The 18,019-nt window shown below is 63.6% G+C and carries 25 protein-coding genes; all 25 read right to left on the bottom strand.

Translation table 11 applies throughout. The features are described from left to right. Positions 1-14: 14 nt before the first annotated feature. Positions 15-770: a twin-arginine translocase subunit TatC gene (tatC, locus tag E8M83_RS07870; protein ID WP_137172795.1), complete on the bottom strand. Its 756-nt coding sequence runs from the start codon at positions 768-770 to the stop codon at positions 15-17. Then, entirely contained in the window at positions 771-1,292 is a 522-nt protein-coding gene (tatB, locus tag E8M83_RS07865; protein WP_137172794.1) for a Sec-independent protein translocase protein TatB, read from the bottom strand. Between the two features lie 12 nt (positions 1,293-1,304). Then, a complete protein-coding gene (gene tatA, locus E8M83_RS07860; RefSeq protein WP_137172793.1) occupies positions 1,305-1,550 on the bottom strand; it encodes a Sec-independent protein translocase subunit TatA in 246 nt (81 codons plus the stop codon). Positions 1,551-1,665: 115 nt separating this feature from the next. Continuing rightward, positions 1,666-2,040, bottom strand: a complete 375-nt coding sequence (locus tag E8M83_RS07855; protein WP_137172792.1) for a histidine triad nucleotide-binding protein — start codon at positions 2,038-2,040, stop codon at positions 1,666-1,668. Positions 2,041-2,220: 180 nt separating this feature from the next. Beyond that, on the bottom strand, positions 2,221-2,559 hold the full coding sequence (locus E8M83_RS07850) for a phosphoribosyl-ATP diphosphatase (RefSeq protein WP_137172791.1): 339 nt from the start codon (positions 2,557-2,559) through the stop codon (positions 2,221-2,223). Beyond that, a complete protein-coding gene (gene hisI, locus E8M83_RS07845) occupies positions 2,556-2,966 on the bottom strand; it encodes a phosphoribosyl-AMP cyclohydrolase (RefSeq protein ID WP_137172790.1) in 411 nt (136 codons plus the stop codon). Before hisI ends, E8M83_RS07850 begins: the two co-directional genes overlap by 4 nt. Positions 2,967-2,975: 9 nt before the next feature. Beyond that, a complete protein-coding gene (gene hisF / locus E8M83_RS07840) occupies positions 2,976-3,737 on the bottom strand; it encodes an imidazole glycerol phosphate synthase subunit HisF (protein WP_137172789.1) in 762 nt (253 codons plus the stop codon). A gap of 3 nt (positions 3,738-3,740) precedes the next feature. Continuing rightward, positions 3,741-4,517: a 1-(5-phosphoribosyl)-5-[(5-phosphoribosylamino)methylideneamino]imidazole-4-carboxamide isomerase gene (gene hisA / locus E8M83_RS07835; RefSeq protein WP_137172788.1), complete on the bottom strand. Its 777-nt coding sequence runs from the start codon at positions 4,515-4,517 to the stop codon at positions 3,741-3,743. A gap of 49 nt (positions 4,518-4,566) precedes the next feature. Beyond that, positions 4,567-5,208, bottom strand: coding sequence for an imidazole glycerol phosphate synthase subunit HisH (hisH, locus tag E8M83_RS07830; protein ID WP_137172787.1), 642 nt, complete (start codon positions 5,206-5,208; stop codon positions 4,567-4,569). Between the two features lie 2 nt (positions 5,209-5,210). Continuing rightward, positions 5,211-5,801 (bottom strand): imidazoleglycerol-phosphate dehydratase HisB, encoded by a 591-nt coding sequence (gene hisB / locus E8M83_RS07825; RefSeq protein ID WP_109345845.1) that lies wholly within the window; start codon positions 5,799-5,801, stop codon positions 5,211-5,213. 77 nt (positions 5,802-5,878) lie between these two features. Beyond that, positions 5,879-6,982 (bottom strand): histidinol-phosphate transaminase, encoded by a 1,104-nt coding sequence (hisC, locus tag E8M83_RS07820; protein ID WP_137172786.1) that lies wholly within the window; start codon positions 6,980-6,982, stop codon positions 5,879-5,881. Beyond that, positions 6,979-7,809, bottom strand: a complete 831-nt coding sequence (locus E8M83_RS07815) for a site-specific DNA-methyltransferase (protein ID WP_137172785.1) — start codon at positions 7,807-7,809, stop codon at positions 6,979-6,981. Before E8M83_RS07815 ends, hisC begins: the two co-directional genes overlap by 4 nt. Continuing rightward, complete coding sequence (gene hisD / locus E8M83_RS07810; RefSeq protein ID WP_137172784.1) at positions 7,806-9,143, bottom strand: histidinol dehydrogenase; 1,338 nt, start codon at positions 9,141-9,143, stop codon at positions 7,806-7,808. Before hisD ends, E8M83_RS07815 begins: the two co-directional genes overlap by 4 nt. 9 nt (positions 9,144-9,152) lie before the next feature. Continuing rightward, positions 9,153-9,827 carry an ATP phosphoribosyltransferase gene (gene hisG / locus E8M83_RS07805; RefSeq protein WP_137172783.1) on the bottom strand — a complete coding sequence of 225 codons (675 nt, stop codon included), beginning with the start codon at positions 9,825-9,827 and terminating at the stop codon, positions 9,153-9,155. A 20-nt stretch (positions 9,828-9,847) separates the two neighbouring features. Beyond that, positions 9,848-11,110 (bottom strand): UDP-N-acetylglucosamine 1-carboxyvinyltransferase, encoded by a 1,263-nt coding sequence (gene murA / locus E8M83_RS07800; RefSeq protein ID WP_137172782.1) that lies wholly within the window; start codon positions 11,108-11,110, stop codon positions 9,848-9,850. Positions 11,111-11,112: 2 nt separating this feature from the next. Continuing rightward, positions 11,113-11,349: a BolA family protein gene (locus tag E8M83_RS07795; protein WP_137172781.1), complete on the bottom strand. Its 237-nt coding sequence runs from the start codon at positions 11,347-11,349 to the stop codon at positions 11,113-11,115. Positions 11,350-11,378: 29 nt separating this feature from the next. After that, the gene (locus E8M83_RS07790; protein WP_137172780.1) at positions 11,379-12,140 is read right to left on the bottom strand and encodes an ABC transporter permease; all 762 of its coding nucleotides are present in this window, start codon (positions 12,138-12,140) and stop codon (positions 11,379-11,381) included. Next, a complete protein-coding gene (locus E8M83_RS07785) occupies positions 12,140-13,051 on the bottom strand; it encodes an ABC transporter ATP-binding protein (protein WP_137172779.1) in 912 nt (303 codons plus the stop codon). The genes E8M83_RS07790 and E8M83_RS07785 overlap by 1 nt, the downstream gene beginning before the upstream one ends. Positions 13,052-13,217: 166 nt before the next feature. Beyond that, positions 13,218-13,493 (bottom strand): lipid asymmetry maintenance protein MlaB, encoded by a 276-nt coding sequence (locus tag E8M83_RS07780; protein WP_137172778.1) that lies wholly within the window; start codon positions 13,491-13,493, stop codon positions 13,218-13,220. 9 nt (positions 13,494-13,502) lie between these two features. Next, positions 13,503-14,150 carry a phospholipid-binding protein MlaC gene (locus tag E8M83_RS07775; protein WP_137172777.1) on the bottom strand — a complete coding sequence of 216 codons (648 nt, stop codon included), beginning with the start codon at positions 14,148-14,150 and terminating at the stop codon, positions 13,503-13,505. 51 nt (positions 14,151-14,201) lie between these two features. Continuing rightward, entirely contained in the window at positions 14,202-14,951 is a 750-nt protein-coding gene (locus E8M83_RS07770) for a VacJ family lipoprotein (RefSeq protein ID WP_137172776.1), read from the bottom strand. Beyond that, a complete protein-coding gene (gene mlaD / locus E8M83_RS07765; RefSeq protein ID WP_137172775.1) occupies positions 14,948-15,421 on the bottom strand; it encodes an outer membrane lipid asymmetry maintenance protein MlaD in 474 nt (157 codons plus the stop codon). Before mlaD ends, E8M83_RS07770 begins: the two co-directional genes overlap by 4 nt. Before the next feature lie 27 nt (positions 15,422-15,448). Beyond that, the gene (gene mlaE / locus E8M83_RS07760; RefSeq protein WP_137172774.1) at positions 15,449-16,231 is read right to left on the bottom strand and encodes a lipid asymmetry maintenance ABC transporter permease subunit MlaE; all 783 of its coding nucleotides are present in this window, start codon (positions 16,229-16,231) and stop codon (positions 15,449-15,451) included. Beyond that, positions 16,228-17,031: an ABC transporter ATP-binding protein gene (locus tag E8M83_RS07755; RefSeq protein ID WP_137172773.1), complete on the bottom strand. Its 804-nt coding sequence runs from the start codon at positions 17,029-17,031 to the stop codon at positions 16,228-16,230. The genes mlaE and E8M83_RS07755 overlap by 4 nt, the downstream gene beginning before the upstream one ends. 359 nt (positions 17,032-17,390) lie before the next feature. Next, positions 17,391-18,017: an FMN-dependent NADH-azoreductase gene (locus E8M83_RS07750; protein WP_137172772.1), complete on the bottom strand. Its 627-nt coding sequence runs from the start codon at positions 18,015-18,017 to the stop codon at positions 17,391-17,393. Positions 18,018-18,019 lie beyond the last annotated feature (2 nt).

Below are 18,019 nucleotides of genomic sequence, written 5' to 3'. Positions count from 1 at the left end.
GAAGAACGAAACGCTTAGGCAGTTTCTTCAGGCGCCGTGGTCGCGCGCTGGAACATCGGCGCCACCAGCAGGCCCAGCTCGTAGAGCAGGCACATCGGGATGGCCAGGGCCAGCTGGCTGACCACGTCCGGCGGGGTGACGATGGCGGCGATCACGAAGGCGCCGACGATTACGTAGGAACGGATTGCGCGCAGCTTCTCGAGGCTGACGATGCCCATGCGCACCAGGATCACGACCACCACCGGCACTTCGAACGAGGCGCCGAAGGCCAGGCACATCGACATCACGAAATCGAGGTAGTTCTCGATATCGGGCATGACCGCGATCGAGGTCGGCGCGAATTCGCCGATGAAGTGGAATACGCGGCCGAACACGAAGAAGTAGCAGAACGCCACGCCGGCAATGAACAGGACCGAGGACGAGATCACCAGCGGCAGCACCAGGCGCTTCTCGTGGGCGTACAGGCCGGGCGCGATGAAGGCCCAGGCCTGGTAGAACACCCAGGGCAGCGCCAGGATGAAGGCCAGCAGCAGGGTGACCTTCATGGGCACCAGGAAGGGCGAGATGACGCCGGTGGCGATCATGGTCGAGCCAGGCGGCATCGAGGCAATCATCGGCGCCGCGATCAGGTCGTAGATGTGCGACGGCCCCGGCCACGCCATCAGCACGGCGCATACGATCGCGATCCCGATCGAGGCCTTGACCAGGCGGTCACGCAGCTCGACCAGGTGCGAGATGAAAGTGTCTTCGCCGGCGGCTTGCTCAGTCATTTAGAAGAAGGAAGAATTGGATTTGGCGCCCGAGCCGGGGCGGAACTTGCGCACCCGGGCCGCGCCCGACATCACATGGCGCTTGGTGCCATGGCGGTTCTTGTACCAGGCCGGCACGGCGGAAGTGCGCACCAGCTTTTTACGACGGAAATCCTTGGCCTTGCGGTCGATGTCGGCCACGGTCGGCGCGATCGTGTTGCCGGCGTCATGCGATGCGCGGCCATCCCACAGGGCTTCGACTTCGTCGACGTGGCTGGTGACCGAGGATTCGAAATCGCTGGTGGCCGATTCGACCTCGCTCTTGAACGATTGCGCTTTCTCTTGCACTTCCTTGTGCAGGTTGCGCAGCTCGTCGAGCTCGATCTCGCGGCTGACCTCGGACTTGACGTCGTGCAGGTAGCGCTGGGCGCGGCCGTACAGCGTGCCGGCCATGCGCGCCACCTTGGGCAGCTTTTCAGGGCCGATCACGATCAGGGCGACCACGCCGATGATCGCGATTTTCGACAATCCGAGATCGATCATGCTGCGCGCCGCTTACAGGCGGGTCTTGTCGCGGGCTTCCACGTCGATGGTCGACTTGTCGGCCACCTGCTGCGTTGGCTGGACCGGCGCGGCGGGATTGGCTTCGGCAGCCTTCTCTTCGTCACCCTTCACGCCATCCTTGAAGCCCTTGACGGCCTTGCCCAGGTCGGAACCCATATTGCTGATTTTCTTGGTACCGAAGATCAGCATCACGACCACCAGCACGATGACCCAGTGCCAAATACTCAAACCACCCATATTGTTCTCCTAGCAAGGCGTATATGCCTGAAAAATCGGGAAAGCGTCTACCACAGTATACGCGATGCGGGGCACTCTCGCCCCTTCGAAACTTAGTCCTGGCTTAGGCCAGGCATTACAGCGCCAGGCCGCGCCACGGGCGCGGACCGCCATACATATGCAAATGCAGGTGATACACCTCTTGCCCGCCATCCGGGCCAGCATTGATCAGCGTCTTGAAACCGCCGTTCGGCTTGCCATCGGCGTCGGTCTTGACGTCAATCCCATTCTCTTTTGCAAGCTTTGGCGCCAGCGCCAGCATCTTGCCCAGCACCGCCGTATGTGCCTCGGTACAGTCGGACAGGGTGGACACGTGCAGCTTGGGAATCACCAGCAGGTGTACCGGCGCCGCCGGGTTGATGTCCTTGAATGCCAGGACGTCATCGTCTTCATAGACGACGGCGGCCGGAATCTGCTTGGCGACGATCTTGCAAAAAATGCAGTTATCCATCTTGTCTCCGGATGTATTACAACTCTTGTATTACAACAGTCCAAGGAATTATATGACCATGAAGCCGAGGCATCGTATCAGCGACGCATGACATCGGTATGACGGCAAGTAGCCGATTATGACACCGACCGCCGGGCTGCGCACGGTGAGCAGGTACTCACTTGCAATACTTGGGAAATATTATTCCTTGCGGGCAGCTTTTTCCTCGATGCCCGAGACGCCTTCGCGCCGCGCCAGCTCGTCCAGCACCTGTTGCGGCGTCAGGTCGAACTTGGCCAGCAGCACCATCGAATGGAACCACAGGTCGGCGCATTCGTAGAGCACCTTGGAGGGATCGCCGGCGACGCGCGCGTCCTTGGCCGCCATCACCAGTTCGGTAGCTTCCTCGCCGATCTTCTTGAGGATGGCGTCGTCGCCCTTGGAAAACAACTTGGCGACGTACGAGGTCGCAGGGTCGCCGCCGTGTTCAGGCTTGCGCGATTCGATCACGGCCGCGACACGGGCCAGGGTAATGCTCATGGGGTTTTCTTTGTATCTGGATAAATGGTGGCGGGGTCCTGCAGCACCGGTTCCACGCTGTGCCAGTCGCCGTTGTCGTACTTCTGGAAGAAGCAGGAATGGCGGCCGGTATGGCAGGCGATGCCGCCGACCTGCTCGATCTTGAGCAGCACGACGTCTTCGTCGCAATCGAGGCGGATCTCGCTCACCTTCTGGATGTGGCCGGATTCTTCGCCCTTGTGCCACAGTTTCTTGCGCGAACGGCTCCAGTACACCGCCTCGCCGGTCTCGACGGTGCGGGTCAGGGCTTCGCGATTCATCCAGGCGAACATCAATATGTCACCGCTTGCAGCTTCTTGCGCGATCACCGGCACCAGGCCGTGCTCGTCCCAGCGCACCTTGTTGAGCCACTTGGCATTGGTCGGCATGGGGCTTCCTTAGACGAGGCGCATCGGGATGCCGCGATCAAGCATGTAGCGCTTGGCTTCGCCGACCGTGTGCTGCCCATAGTGGAAGATGCTGGCCGCCAGCACCGCATCGGCATGGCCTTCGAGCACGCCATCGGCCAGGTCTTGCAGGCCGCCGACGCCGCCCGAGGCGATCACCGGGATACCGACGGCGTCCGAGACGGCGCGGGTCAGGCCCAGGTCGAAGCCGACCTTGGTGCCGTCACGGTCCATCGAAGTGAGCAGCAATTCACCGGCGCCAAGGCTCTCCATCTTGCGCGCCCATTTCACCGCATCCAGGCCAGTGGCGTTGCGGCCGCCATGGGTGAACACTTCCCATTTGCCGGGCCCCGTCTGCTTGGCGTCGATCGCCACCACGATGCACTGCGAACCGTGCTTGTTGGCGGCGTCGAACACGAGCTGCGGATTGGTCACGGCCGAGGTATTCATGCTGACCTTGTCGGCGCCGGCGTTGAGAAGGCGGCGCACGTCCTCGACCTTGCGCACGCCGCCACCGACGGTGAGCGGGATGAACACGGTGGAGGCCACGGCCTCGATGATCGGCAGGATCAGGTCGCGGTTGTCGCTCGAGGCGGTGATGTCGAGGAAGGTGATCTCGTCGGCGCCCTGGCCGTCATAGCGGCGCGCGATCTCGACCGGGTCACCGGCGTCGCGCAGCTCGGTGAAATTGACGCCCTTGACCACGCGGCCGCCGGTGACGTCCAGGCAGGGGATGATGCGTTTAGCGAGCATGGGTTATGCGCCGGCGCCTTCCGTCAGTTCATCGGCACGTTCCTGGGCCGATGCCAGGTCGAGCGTGCCTTCGTAGATCGAGCGGCCGCAGATCACGCCTTCGATGCCCTCGTCTTGCACCGCGCACAGGGCTTCGACGTCGGCCAGCACGTGCACGCCGCCCGAGGCGATCACGGGAATCCTGACGGCGCGCGCCAGCTTGACGGTCGCCTCGATGTTCACGCCGGCCATCATGCCGTCGCGGCCGATGTCGGTGTAGATGATCGATTCGACGCCATAGCCTTCGAACTTCTTGGCCAGGTCGATGACCTCGTGGCCCGACATCTTGCTCCAGCCGTCGGTCGCGACCTTGCCGTCCTTGGCGTCCAGGCCGACGATGATGTGGCCCGGGAAGGCGCCGCAGGCATCGTGCAAAAAGCCCGGGTTCTTGACCGCGGCGGTGCCGACGATGATGTAGCTGATGCCGTCGTCCAGGTAGCGCTCGATGGTGTCGAGGTCGCGGATGCCGCCGCCGAGCTGGACCGGGATCTCGTCCAGGTCGTTGTCTTCGGCGTATTCCTGCACTACCTGCAGGATCGATTTGATGGCGCTCTCGTTCTTCGGCTTGCCCGCGAATGCGCCGTTCAGGTCGACCAGGTGCAGGCGCCGCGCGCCCTTCTTGAGCCAATGCAGCGCCATGTCGGCGGGATCTTCGGAAAACACGGTGGCGAGGTCCATATCGCCTTGTTTCAGGCGAACGCAGTGACCGTCTTTCAGGTCGATGGCGGGGATCAGCAGCATGGTCGTTGTCGGTTGGTTGACGGGTTGTGTCGGAAACTAAAACCTGGAATCACGGATTCCAGTGGATGAAATTGCGGTACAGGCGCAGCCCGGCGGCGGCGCTCTTTTCGGGGTGGAACTGGGTGGCGACGATATTATCGCGGCCCACGGCGCAGCAGAACGGCGCGCCGTAGTCGGTCTCGCCGATCACATCGTCCGCATTCCCTGGCGCCGCATAATAGCTGTGCACGAAGTAGAAATAGCTGCCGTCCTCGACGCCTTCCCACAGCGGGTGGGCGCGCGACTGCTGCACGCGGTTCCAGCCCATCTGCGGCACCTTGAAGCGCGAACCGTCGGCCTGCAGCCTGCCGTCGAGCTGGAACCGCACCACCTTGCCGGGCAACAGGCCCAGGCCGGGGGTGCCTTCGTTCTCTTCGCTCTCATCGAACAGCATCTGCTCGCCCACGCACACGCCCATGATCGGACGGGTCTTGGCGGCGCGCAGCAGCGCGTCTTCGAGACCGGATTCGCGCAGGCTGTTCATGCAGTCGCGCATGGCGCCCTGCCCCGGCAGCACGATGCGGTCGGCGCGGTCGAGATCCGCGGCCGAGCTGGAAATGAGGACGTCGGCCTCGGGCGCGGCGGCGCGCAGCGCCTGCGCCACCGAGCGCAGGTTACCGAGTCCATCGACGACGACGATCTTGTTGGCCATGATTACAGGCTGCCCTTGGTCGACGGGATGATGCCGGCCGCGCGTGGGTCCAGTTCGGTCGCCATGCGCAGTGCACGGCCGAAGGCCTTGAACACGGTCTCGCACTGGTGGTGGGCGTTCACGCCACGCAGGTTGTCGATGTGCAGGGTGACGGCAGCGTGGTTCACGAAGCCGCGGAAGAATTCGCCGGTAAGGTCGACGTCGAAGGCGCCGATCATGGCGCGCGTCCATGGCACATGCAGTTCCAGGCCCGGGCGGCCCGAGAAATCGATCACCACGCGCGACAGCGCTTCGTCCAGCGGCACATACGAATGACCGTAGCGCACGATGCCCTTCTTGTCGCCGATCGCCTTGGCCACCGCCATGCCGAGCGTGATGCCGACGTCTTCCACCGTGTGGTGGGCGTCGATGTGCAGGTCGCCCACGGCCTCGACCTCGAGGTCGAACATGCCATGGCGCGCGATCTGGTCGAGCATATGGTCCAGGAAAGGGACGCCGGTATTGAGCTTCTGGCGGCCAGTGCCGTCGAGGTTGATCGAGACGCGAATCTGCGTCTCGTTGGTATTGCGCGTGATGTCGGCGGTGCGGGTCATTGCTCAGGGCGTTCGTGACCGGTCTCTCGCTGGGGAGAGGCCGGCTGGATTAAATGGTGTCCGTCAGGGGCGCTGGATTACAGCGACGTCTTCAGGGCTGCCAGGAACTGGTCGTTCTCTTCGGGGGTGCTGACCGTCACGCGGATGCAGTTGGCCAGCAATTTATGCATTTTACTCAAATTTTTGATCAACACCTTCTCGCCGTGGAGAATCGCGCAGGCGCGCTCGGCGTCCGGCACGCGCAGCGAGATGAAATTGGCGGCCGAGGGGAAGACTTCCACGCCCGGCAGCGCGGCCAGCGCGGCGGCCAGGCGCGTGCGTTCCTCGTTGAGCAGGCCCGCCTGGCGGTCCAGCACCTCCACGTGGTCAAGCGCGAACTCGGCCGCCACTTGGGTGAGCACGTTGACGTTGTACGGCGGCCGCACTTTCTCGAACTCGGCCAGCAGCGGCGCCGCGGCCGACATATAGCCGAGGCGGATGCCGGCCAGGCCCAGCTTGGACAGGGTGCGCATCACGACCAGGTTCGGGTATTGCGGCAGGCGCTCCATGAAGCTGACCCGGGCGAACGGTTGATAGGCTTCGTCGACCACCACGATGCCATGCTCGCCGCAGGCCTCGATGACCTGCGCCATCGCACCGGCGTCGTACAGGTTGCCGGTCGGGTTGTTCGGATAGGCCAGGAACACCAGCGAGGGCTTGTGCTCGTCGATCGAGGCCAGCATGGCCGGCAGGTCGAGCGAGAAGTCATCCTTGATCGGCACGCCGACGAAATCGGCGCCCGCGAACTGGGCCGAACGCGAGAACATGACGAAGGCAGGCACTGGCGCCATCACCACCGCGCGGCGGCTGCCCGGCTCGCGCTCCTGGCGCGCGATGGTCGTCGCCAGGATCGTGATCAGCTCGTCCGAGCCATTGCCGAGCAAGACGTCGTAGCCTGCCGGCACGCCCAGCTTGCTGCAGATGCGGCTCTTGAGCGTGCTGTATGACGGCACCGGATAGCGGTTCAGGGCCGCCTCGGCCAGGCGCGCGCCCAGTTCGGCGCGCAGTGCCTGCGGCAGCTGGTACGGGTTTTCCATCGAGTCGAGCTTGACGTAGCCGATCGAGTCCGGCACGTGATAGCTGCCCACGGCGCGCACGTCGGCGCGGATGGTGTTCTCGATCAGTCTGGCGATGTCGGTCATGATGTTTCTTCCGTAGTGGTGACGGCCTTGGCGGCCTTGCGCAGTTTCTTTGCCTTTGCTCCCGTCATCGGCACCTCGGGCGCGGCCAGGCGTTCGGCGATGATGGCGCAGTAGTCGGGATTGAGCTCGAAGCCGCTGTACTGGCGGCCCAGGCGCTTGGCCGCGATGGCCGTGGTGCCGCTGCCCATGAAGGGATCGAGCACGACGCCGCCCGGCGGGCACGAGGCCTTGACCATGCGCTCGATGATCTCGAGCGGCTTCTGGGTAGGGTGATCGGCCCGCTCCGGGTGCTCGCGGTGCAGGCGCGACACGCTCCACACGTCCTTCGGGTTGTAGCCGACTTCGAGCCACTTGGCGCCAACGAAGATCGAGCGCGAGCGCGCCTTCTTGGTCTCGGCGTCATACGGGATGCGCACCGCGTCCAGGTCGAAATAGTAATCCTTGCGCCTGGCGAAGAAGCCGATGGTGTCGTGCACCGACGAGAAGCTGCGCACGCTGCCGCCCATCGACGGCACGCGGCGGTCCCAGATGATCTCGTTCATCATCGTCATGCGCTTCTTGAGCATGACGAAGATCTCGGGCGCGAAGCGCCAGGTGAGGAAGATGTACAGGCTGCCGTTGGGTTTGAGCTTCGGCACCGCCGCATCGATCCACTGCTCGGTCCAGGCCAGGTAGGCCTCGACGCTTTGCTGGTCCGAGGCATTGCCGTAGTCCTTGCCCAGGTTATAGGGCGGGTCGGTCAGGATCAGGTCGATGGACCCGTCCGGGATGCGCGCCAGGCCGGCCAGCGCATCCTCGCAGAATACCTGGTTGACCCAGGCCGTCATGATTGCTGCGGTGGCACGGGGTCCAGACGCAGCTCGGCGCTGCGCGCGTGCGCCTGCAGGCCTTCGCCGTAGGCCAGGGTGGCGGCGACCTTGCCCAGCACCTGGGCGCCGGCTTCGCTGACCTGGATGATCGACGAGCGTTTCTGGAAGTCGTAGACGCCCAGCGGCGACGAGAAGCGCGCCGTGCGCGAGGTCGGCAGCACGTGGTTCGGGCCGCAGCAGTAGTCGCCCAGCGATTCGGACGCCCAGCGGCCAAGGAACATGGCGCCGGCGTGGCGAATCTTGTCGGCCCACTGCATTGGGTCGACGGCCGAGATTTCGAGGTGTTCGGCGGCGATGGAGGATGCGATCTCGCAGGCTTCATCCATGTCGCGCACGAGGATCAAGGCGCCGCGGTCGGTCATCGACGTCGTGATGGTCGCTGCGCGCGGCATCGATGGCAGCAGCTTGTGGATGCTTTGCTCCACCCTGGCGATATAGTCGGCATCGGGGCACAAGAGGATGGCCTGGGCCAGCTCGTCGTGCTCGGCCTGCGAGAACAGGTCCATCGCCACCCAGTCCGGGTCGGTGGTGCCGTCGCACAGCACCAGGATCTCGGACGGGCCGGCGATCATGTCGATGCCGACCGTGCCAAACACGCGGCGCTTGGCAGCGGCGACATAGGCATTGCCCGGGCCAACGATCTTGTCGACCGGCTCGATGGTCTCGGTGCCGTAGGCCAGCGCGCCGACCGCTTGCGCGCCGCCGATGGTGATCACGCGCGTCACGCCGGCGATCGCGGCGGCGGCCAACACCATCTGGTTCTTCACGCCATCAGGGGTTGGGACGACCATGATGATTTCCTTCACGCCGGCGACGTGGGCGGGAATCGCATTCATCAGCACCGACGACGGATAGGCAGCCTTGCCGCCCGGGACGTAGATGCCGACCCGGTCCAGCGGGGTCACGCGCTGGCCCAGTACCGTGCCGTCGGGCTCGGTGAAGGTGAAACCGGTCGAGGCATCCTTCTGGCGCTCGTGGAACACGCGCACGCGCTCCGCCGCCACTTGCAGGGCCGCGCGCTGGGCGTCGGGCAAGGAAGCCAACGCCTGTTCCAGCTCGGCCTGGCCGATGTCGAAGGCTGCCATCGAGGTCGCGCCGCCATTCGGGATACGATCGAATTTGTTCGTATATTCCAGCACAGCCGCATCGCCACGCGCTTTCACGTCGCGCAGGATATGCGCGACCGCGGTTTCGATGGCGTCATCGGTTTCCGCTTCGAACGCCAGCAGGGCGTCGAGGGTCTTCTTGAAGTCGGGCGCGGTGGAATCGAGCTTGCGGATCTGTACTGCCATGGTTGTGCTTCAGCCTTGTTGTTGGGACGCGCGTTCAAACGCTTCCAGGATCGGTTGCAGGCGCTCGCGCTTGAGCTTGAGCGCGGCCTGGTTCACCACCAGGCGCGAAGAGATATCCATGATCTTTTCGACTTCGACCAGGTTATTGGCGCGCAGGGTGCCGCCGGTCGAGACCACGTCGACGATGGCGTCCGACAGACCGACCAGCGGCGCCAGTTCCATCGAACCGTACAGCTTGATCAGGTCGACGTGCACGCCCTTGCTGGCGAAGTGCTCGCGCGCGGTGTTGACGAACTTGGTCGCCACCCGCAGGCGCGCACCCTGGCGCACGGCGCTGTCGTAGTCGAAACCGGCATTGACCGCGACCGACATCCGGCACTGGGCGATGCGCAGGTCGATCGGCTGGTACAACCCCTCGCCGCCATGCTCGAGCAGCACGTCCTTGCCGGCCACGCCGAAATCGGCGGCGCCGTGCTGGACATAGGTCGGCACGTCGGAGGCGCGCACGATCAACACCCGCACGCCGGGGTCGTTGGTCGAGAGGATGAGCTTACGCGAAGTCTCGGGGTTTTCCAGCACCTCGATCCCGGCCGCCGACAGCAGCGGCAGGGTGTCTTCGAAGATGCGGCCCTTGGAAAGCGCCAGGATCAGCTGGGGTTCTCCATTGATGCCATTGAATGTCATGTTCGTCTTACTTGATTCGCTTATTTGATGCGGACGATGTCGGCGCCAACCGCCGACAGTTTCACTTCCATCCGGTCGTAGCCGCGATCGAGGTGGTAGATGCGGTCGATCAGCGTCGTGCCTTCGGCCGCCATGCCGGCGATTACCAAGGAAGCCGAGGCGCGCAGGTCGGTCGCCATCACCGGCGCGCCGACCAGGCGGTCGACGCCATTGATGAAGGCGGTATTGCCCTCGGTCGAGATCTGCGCGCCCAGGCGGTTCATCTCCTGCACGTGCATGAAGCGGTTCTCGAAAATCGTCTCGGTGACTTTCGACGGGCCGTTGGCGATCGTGTTCACGGCCATGAACTGGGCCTGCATATCGGTCGGGAAGCCCGGATACTCGGTGGTGCGGAACGAGACCGGATGCGGACGGCCATCCATTTTCGCGCGGATGGTGTCCGAGCCCACGGTCAACTGCAGGCCGATCTCGCGCAGCTTCTCGAGCGCCACGTCGAAGATATCGGTGCGGGTATTGGTCAGCACGATGTCGCCGCCGGTGGCCGCCACCGCGCACAGGAAAGTCGCCGCCTCGATACGGTCCGAAATCACCGCATGCTGCGCGCCGTGCAGTTCGTCGACGCCCTGGATCACCAGGCGGTCGGTGCCGATGCCGTCGATCTTCGCGCCCATCGCCACCAAGAGGTTGGCCAGGTCGGTCACTTCAGGCTCGCGCGCCGCGTTCTCGAGCACCGTCTCACCTTCGGCCAGGGTCGCGGCCATCAGCAGGTTCTCGGTGCCGGTGACGGTGATCATGTCGGTGTGGATGCGCGCGCCTTTCAATCGTTTGGCTTTGGCATGGATGTAGCCGCCCTCGATCGTGATCTCGGCGCCCATCGCGCGCAGGCCCTTGATGTGCTGGTCGACCGGACGCGAGCCGATCGCGCAGCCGCCCGGCAGCGAGACCTTGGCTTCGCCGAAGCGCGCCAGCAGGGGGCCCAGCACCAGGATCGAGGCGCGCATGGTTTTCACCAGCTCGTACGGCGCTTCGAGGGTGTCGATGGCGCCGCCGTTCAGGGTCACTCGCTGTTCTCCTTCCTTGTCGTCCTGTACGACCCGGAGGCCGGTCTTTTCCAGGAGCTTGAGCATGGTGCGCACGTCATGCAGGCGCGGCACGTTCGACAGCTGCAGGTCGCCGGCGGTCAAGAGGCCCGCGCACAGGATGGGCAGCGCCGCGTTCTTGGCGCCGGATACCGAAATCTCACCGGCCAGGCGCTTGCCGCCGACGATCTGGAGCTTGTCCATGCTTATCCTCCGAATTCTTCAGGGGTCAGGGTTTTCATCGACAGCGCGTGGATTTCCTCGCGCATGCGGTCGCCCAGCGCGGCGTATACGATCTGGTGACGCTGGATGGGGCGCTTGCCGGCGAATGCGTTCGAGACGATCACGGCGTCAAAATGGTGGCCGTCGCCCTTGACCTCGAGGTGGGTGCATTCAAGGCCGGCGCTGATATAGCCGTGGATCAGTTCAGGTGTGGTCGCCACGATAACTCCAGAATAAAAAAGCTTGGTTCTTAATGACGCAGATTGTAGCCGCGCTTGAGCAGGTTGATCGCCACGCCCGTCAGCACCGCGAAGAACACGGTCACGACGGCCAGGCTGGTCCAGGGCGAAACGTCGGACTGGCCGAAGAACCCATAGCGGAACCCGTCAATCATATAAAAGAACGGGTTGAAATGCGAGACAGTCAGCCAGAAAGGCGGCAGTTTTTGCACGGAATAGAACACACCGGCCAGGAAGGTCGCCGGCATGATCAAGAAGTTCTGGAAAGCCGCCAGCTGGTCGAACTTCTCGGCCCAGATGCCGGCGATCGTGCCCATGGTGCCCAGGATGGCCGCGCCCAGCAGGGCGAACACCAGGATCCACACCGGCGCCACGAACTCGAGGTGGGCGAACCAGGCGGTGATGATGAACACGCCGGCGCCGACCGCGATCCCGCGCAGCATCGAGGCCAGCACATAGGCCGACAGGATCTCGGCATGCGACAGCGGCGGCAGCAGGATGAAGACCAGGTTGCCGCTGATCTTGGACTGGATCAGCGACGAGGACGAGTTGGCGAAGGCATTCTGCAGCACGCTCATCATCACCAGGCCCGGGACCAGGAAGGAGGTATATGCCACGCCGTCGAGCATCTCGACCCGGCCGTCGAGCACGTGGCCGAAGATCAGCAGGTACAGCATGGCGGTGACCACGGGCGCGGCCACGGTCTGGGTCGCGACCTTCCAGAAGCGCAGCGACTCCTTGTAGAACAGGGTACGGAAACCGATCGAGAACATTATCTGCCTTCCTCCATGATCTGGATGAAGATGTCCTCGAGGTCGGCCTGCTCCAGCTGCATCTCGTCGATGACGGCGCCGTTCTCGCGCAGGCGGGCCAGGATCGGCTCGACCTCGTTGTAGTCGTTCACGCGCAGCGTGTACTTGTTGCCACTGGCATGCTCGTCGTGCGATACCAGGTGGCGCAGCCCGTCGGGCAAGTCGCCCGACTTCAAATGCACCACCAGCTGCGAACCCGACACCCGGCGCAGCAGCGCGCTCATGCTGTCCAGCGCCACCACATTGCCGCGCCTGAGCATGGCCACGCGCTGGCACATGGCCTGCGCTTCCTCGAGATAGTGGGTGGTCAGCACCACGGTGTGGCCGCCCTCGCGGTTCAGGCGGGCGATGAATTTCCATAGCGTCTGGCGCAGCTCGACGTCGACGCCGGCGGTCGGCTCGTCGAGCACGATCACGGGCGGACGGTGCACCAGGGCCTGCGCCACCAGCACGCGCCGCTTCATGCCGCCCGACAGCGCGCGCATGTTCACGTCGGCCTTGTCGGTCAGGTCGAGATTGTGCATCACCTCGTCGATCCAGGCGTCGTTGTTGCGGATGCCGAAGTAGCCCGACTGCAGGCGCAGCGTCTCGCGCACCGTGAAGAAGGGATCGAATACCAGCTCTTGCGGCACCACGCCCAGGCGCTTCCTCGCTTCGCGGAAGTCGGAGACGACGTCGTGGCCATGGATACGCACGCTGCCGGCATCGGGCCGGATCAGGCCCGCGATGGTCGAAATCAGGGTGGTCTTGCCGGCGCCGTTCGGGCCCAGCAGGCCGAAGAACTCGCCTTCCTGGATGTCCAGGGAGACGCCCTTGAGCGCCTTGAAGCCTTTGTAGCTCTTCTCGACGCTATCAATCTGGATTGCTGTCATGCTTGTTGGATGGCGCGCTGCGCGTAGTGGAAGGCGCAACGGTAGACCGTGCAGGGAAACGGTCCATTATAGGTGAAATCGCCATGTCAAGCGGCAGAGGGGACAATTGCGCAAGACGCGCAAGAGGTAGGCAGAAAAACAATCGGCGGCCAATGGCCGCCGATGCTCAAGCTTGTGGCAGCAGCGTGTCGACGCCGTACAGCGCCGCCAGCTTTTGCACGTTGTCGGGCACGTTCACGAAGGTGAGACGATGGCCGGCATCCAGCGCGCGGCGCTGCCAAGCCAGCAGCAGGGCCACGCCGGACGAATCGGCAGCCTTGACACCGCCGAGATCGAACACGGTTTCGCCGGCGCGGATCGCTGCCTCGCCCTGTTCCAGCGCCTGGTGGGCGCTCAGGAAGGTCAGGGCGTCGATCGACAGCATCGGGTTGGATTCAGCCATATCAGTCGGTCACTTGGCCGGCGCGGCCAGCGGCTTGGATGCCAGCTGGGCGTTGCGGTCGGCCAGGCGCTTGATCAGGCCATCGACGCCGCTCTTGCTGATCTCGCTGTTGAAGGTGCTGGTGTAGGTCTGGACCAGCCAGGCGCCCAGCACGTTCACGTCATAGATCTTCCAGCTGCCTTTTTCGTTGCTCAGGCGGTAGTTCAGGGTGATCGGTTCGCCGCGGGCGACGTTCACCTGCGAGCGCACTTCGACGTCGCTATCGGTCGGCGCGCCGCGCATCGGCTTGAACTCGACGGTCTCGTTCTTGATGGTCGACAGCGCGCCGGCATAGGTATACACCAGCAGGTCGCGGAACTCTTTCGTCAGCTTCTGCTTCTGTTCCGGGGTGGCGCTGCGCCAGTGGCGGCCGGCCGCCTGCTGGGTCATCTTCTCGGCGTCGACGTAGGGCAGGATCTTTTCATTGACCAGGCCCATGATCTTGCTGCGGTTGCCGGACTGGATGTCCTTGTCGGCCTTGACGCTGTCGATCACTTCATTGCTGATGCGCTTGACCAGCGCGTCCGGCGCTTCGGCGGCGGCCACCGGGGCGGCGACCAGGACGGTGGAGATGGCCACGGTGGCCGCGGCTGCTACCAGGTGCATGAATGGCTTCATCGGTTTCCTTTCGGTTGGCGGCGGCGACGGCCGCGCGCACGGTTTATCTGATTACTGCTTCGCGGCCGGCGCTTCGGCGTCGCCCTCGTCGACAGCCTGGCGCGGCACGTCGCCGTCATACACCTGGCTCTGGCGGCGCTGCAGGTAGCCGTCGCGCAAGAACTCGTAACGGTCGAGCGCGGCGTCTTCGAGCAGGCTGGACGCGTCGAGCAGCGAAGCGCGGGTATCGACGATCCGGATCGCGGCGCCGATATTGCGCCAGTTGGCCGGTTCCTTGTATTTCCAGATATCGCCGCCGATATCGGCCGGCAATGCTGCGGTATCACGCACCGTAGATGGGCCCAGCAGCGGCAAAATCAAGTACGGGCCGCTTGGCACGCCCCATTTGCCCAAGGTCTGGCCGAAATCCTCGTCGCTTTTCTGCATGCCGGCTTCGGACGCGATATCGAGCAGGCCGAAGATGCCGAAGGTCGAGTTCAGCGCAACGCGGCCGAAGTCGGTGCCGGCTTGCTCGGGCTTGCCCTGCAGCAGGTTGTTGACCGAGCTCCAGGCGTCCGACAGGTTGCCGAAGAAATTACCGACCCCGGTCTGGGCGAAGCCCGGCACCACGTTCTTGTAACCGGTAGCCACCGGCTTGAGCACGGCGCGGTCGACCGCGTCGTTGAAGCCGAACATGGCGCGGTTATAGCCTTCCAGCGGATCCTGGGGATTATTGGCAGTGGTGGCGCACCCGGTCAGGACCAGGATGGCAGCGGCGGCGGCGCCGAGGCGCAAGTGCGAGAGCGTGACGGCGTAGTTCATTCACTACCTTCCTTTCCTTCTGCAGCTTTGCTGTAGATAAATTGATTAATCAAGTCTTCCAGGACCGTCGCCGACTGGGTGCGATTGATGCGATCGCCTTCCGCCAGGTTCTTTTCGTCGCCACCGGCTTCGATGCCGATGTATTGCTCGCCCAACAGGCCAGCAGTCAAGATCTTCAGCGAACTGTCTTTAGGGAATTTATATTCCGTTTCCATATCGAGGCGTACTGATGCCTGGAAGCTCTTGTCGTCGAAGGTGATGTCACCCACGCGACCGACCACCACGCCGGCGCTCTTGACCGGCGCCTGTGGCTTGAGCCCGCCGATATTGTCGAAACGGCCCGTGACCGAATACGTCTGGCCGAAGGACAGCGTCCTCATATTTCCTGCCTGGAAAGCCAGGAATAGCAGCGCGGCCAGACCCAGCAGAACGAACAAGCCGACCCAGACGTCGATAGTTTTGCGATGCATTTGAATACCTTACAGTAACCGATTTAATTATTTATTAAACATCAGGGCGGTCATGACGAAGTTCAGACCCCAGACCAGCAACGATGCGATCACGACCGTGCGCGTGGTTGCGCGCGACACGTCTTCCGGCGTCGGCTGGGCCTGATACCCCTGGAACAGGGCGGTAAAGGTCACTGCGATGCCAAAGATAAAGCTTTTAATCACGCCGTTCAGTACGTCATCTCGCACATCGACGCCGGATTGCATCTGGGCCCAGAAGGAACCTTCATCGACACCGATCAGCTTGACGCCGACCAGGTAGCCGCCCAGCACGCCCACCGCCGAAAACACGGTCGCCAGCACGGGCATGGCGATGACGCCGGCCCAGAAACGCGGGGCCAGCACACGCTGCACCGGGTTGATGGCCATCATTTCCATGGCCGACAATTGCTCGCCCGCCTTCATGAGGCCGATCTGCGCGGTCAGCGAGGTGCCGGCGCGGCCGGCGAACAGCAGCGCCGTGACCACCGGCCCCAATTCGCGCACCAGCGACAGGGCGACCACCTGGCCCAGCATCTGTTCGGCGCCGTACTGGTTCAGGGTGTAGTAACCCTGCAGGCCCAGCACCATGCCGACGAACAGGCCCGACACGGCGATGATCACCAGCGAATAGTTACCGATGAAATGAATCTGCTCGGAAATCAGGCCCGGACGGCGAAACGCACCGGGTGAGACTTTCAGCACACTGAAGAAGGAGCGCACGGCGAAGCCGAGGCCGGCGAAGGCCTCGCGCACGGTGCAGCCGACCAGGCCGAGGACGCGGGCGATCATGTGCGCGCTCCCAGGCCCAGGTCATCGGCCAGCGACTTGCCGGGATAGTGGAAGGGCACCGGGCCGTCCGGGGCGGCGTTGACGAATTGTTTCACGTAGGGGTCTTCCGAGACACGCAGGTCGTCCGGCGTGCCCTCGGCCACGATCTTGCCAGCGGACATGAAGTACACGTAGTCGGCGATCGCGAAGCATTCGTGCACGTCGTGCGAGACGAGGATCGAGGTCGAGCCCAGCGCGTCGTTCAGGTTGCGGATCAGGTTAGCGGTCACGCCCATCGAGATCGGGTCGAGGCCGGCGAACGGCTCGTCGTACATGATCAGTTCGGGGTCCAGCGCCACTGCGCGCGCCACGGCCACGCGGCGCGCCATGCCGCCCGAGATCTCGGCCGGCTTGAGGCGGTGCGCATTGCGCAGGCCGACGGCGTTGAGTTTCATCAGGACCAGGTCGCGAATGATTTCTTCGGGCAGGTCGGTGTGCTCGCGCAGCGGGAAGGCGACGTTATCGAATACCGACAGGTCGGTAAACAGGGCGCCGAACTGGAACAGCATGCCCATGCGGCGGCGCAGGCGGTACAGGCCTTCGGTATCGAGCCGGTGCACGACTTCGCCACCGATACGGACTTCGCCGCGCTGGGGACGGATCTGGCCGCCGATCAGGCGCAGCACCGTGGTCTTGCCGCAACCCGATCCGCCCATGACGGCAATAAGCTTGCCACGTGGGAAGTCCATACGGAGATTCGACAGGATTGAACGCTCACCGTAAGCAAAATGCAGATCGCGGATTTCGACTAGGTTCGACACAGCATAATTAATGTTTGGGGAATCCGGTATTGTAGTGCAGAAAGCTATTTACCTGCTTGGGGGACCCGATTTTACCCCCGGTTGGCGACGCACTATTACAACACTAATAACTAATGAGTCAGCTATTTCAACTCATAAGTGTTTGTTTTTGTTGTGATATGTATGTTTCGCAATATTGCTCTTGTTGAATTGTATCAACAAGAGCGGTGTCATAAACCGCCGAAGGAGCCGATTTAAGCTCCTCCTAATTACTGACACGATCTTGTCTCTTTTTGCATCGCACCATCATATGAGGCGCGATGCAGAAATAACAAGTGACATAATATGCAACACTTTGTCGCTGATTTGTCGTCGCAAGCTCAAGCGCCGAAATGACGCCCCACCTCGGCCGAGGCCCGGGCCCGCCCCTCGGCCTCCCGCTCCGCCCCCAGCGCCAGCCCTTCGGCCGAAAACACCGTCACGTCCTTCAGGCCGATCATGGCCAGGATGGCCCGCAGATAGGGTTCGAGAAAGTCTGGCTGGCGCGCCCGTTCGCCGGTGCGCCAGCCCCCGCTGGCCAGGGCCAGGTAGACCGGGCGGTCATGCAGGTTGCCGACCTTGCCCTCGGGCGTGGGCCGCATGGTGCGGTTGATGCGCACCACGTGGTCGATCCAGGATTTCAGGGTCGAGGGCACGGTGAGATTGTGCATCGGCGTGCCGATCACGACGATGTCGGCCCGCACCAGCTCCTCGATCAGGCCATCGGAGCGCAGCTGCGCGCCATCGACGCCCGGCTCGTTGGCGGCGCTCGACAGGGCCAGCGCATAGCCGGCGTCGATATGCGGCAGCGCCGTACTGTCGTCGCCGTCTTCGCCGCCGGCCAGTTCGCGCAGCGTGACGCTGGCGCCGGGATGGCGCGCCAGCAGGCGCGCGACGACCTGGTTGGACAAGGCGCGGCTGGCCGCTTGCGCGCCGCGCGGGCTGGCGCTGATGTGCAGGATGTTCATCT

This window comes from Massilia sp. HP4 (assembly GCF_005222695.1).
GTDB lineage: Bacteria > Pseudomonadota > Gammaproteobacteria > Burkholderiales > Burkholderiaceae_D > Telluria.
Note: the sequence above shows the minus strand (reverse complement) of the source record. Positions and strands in the feature narration are given on the sequence as shown.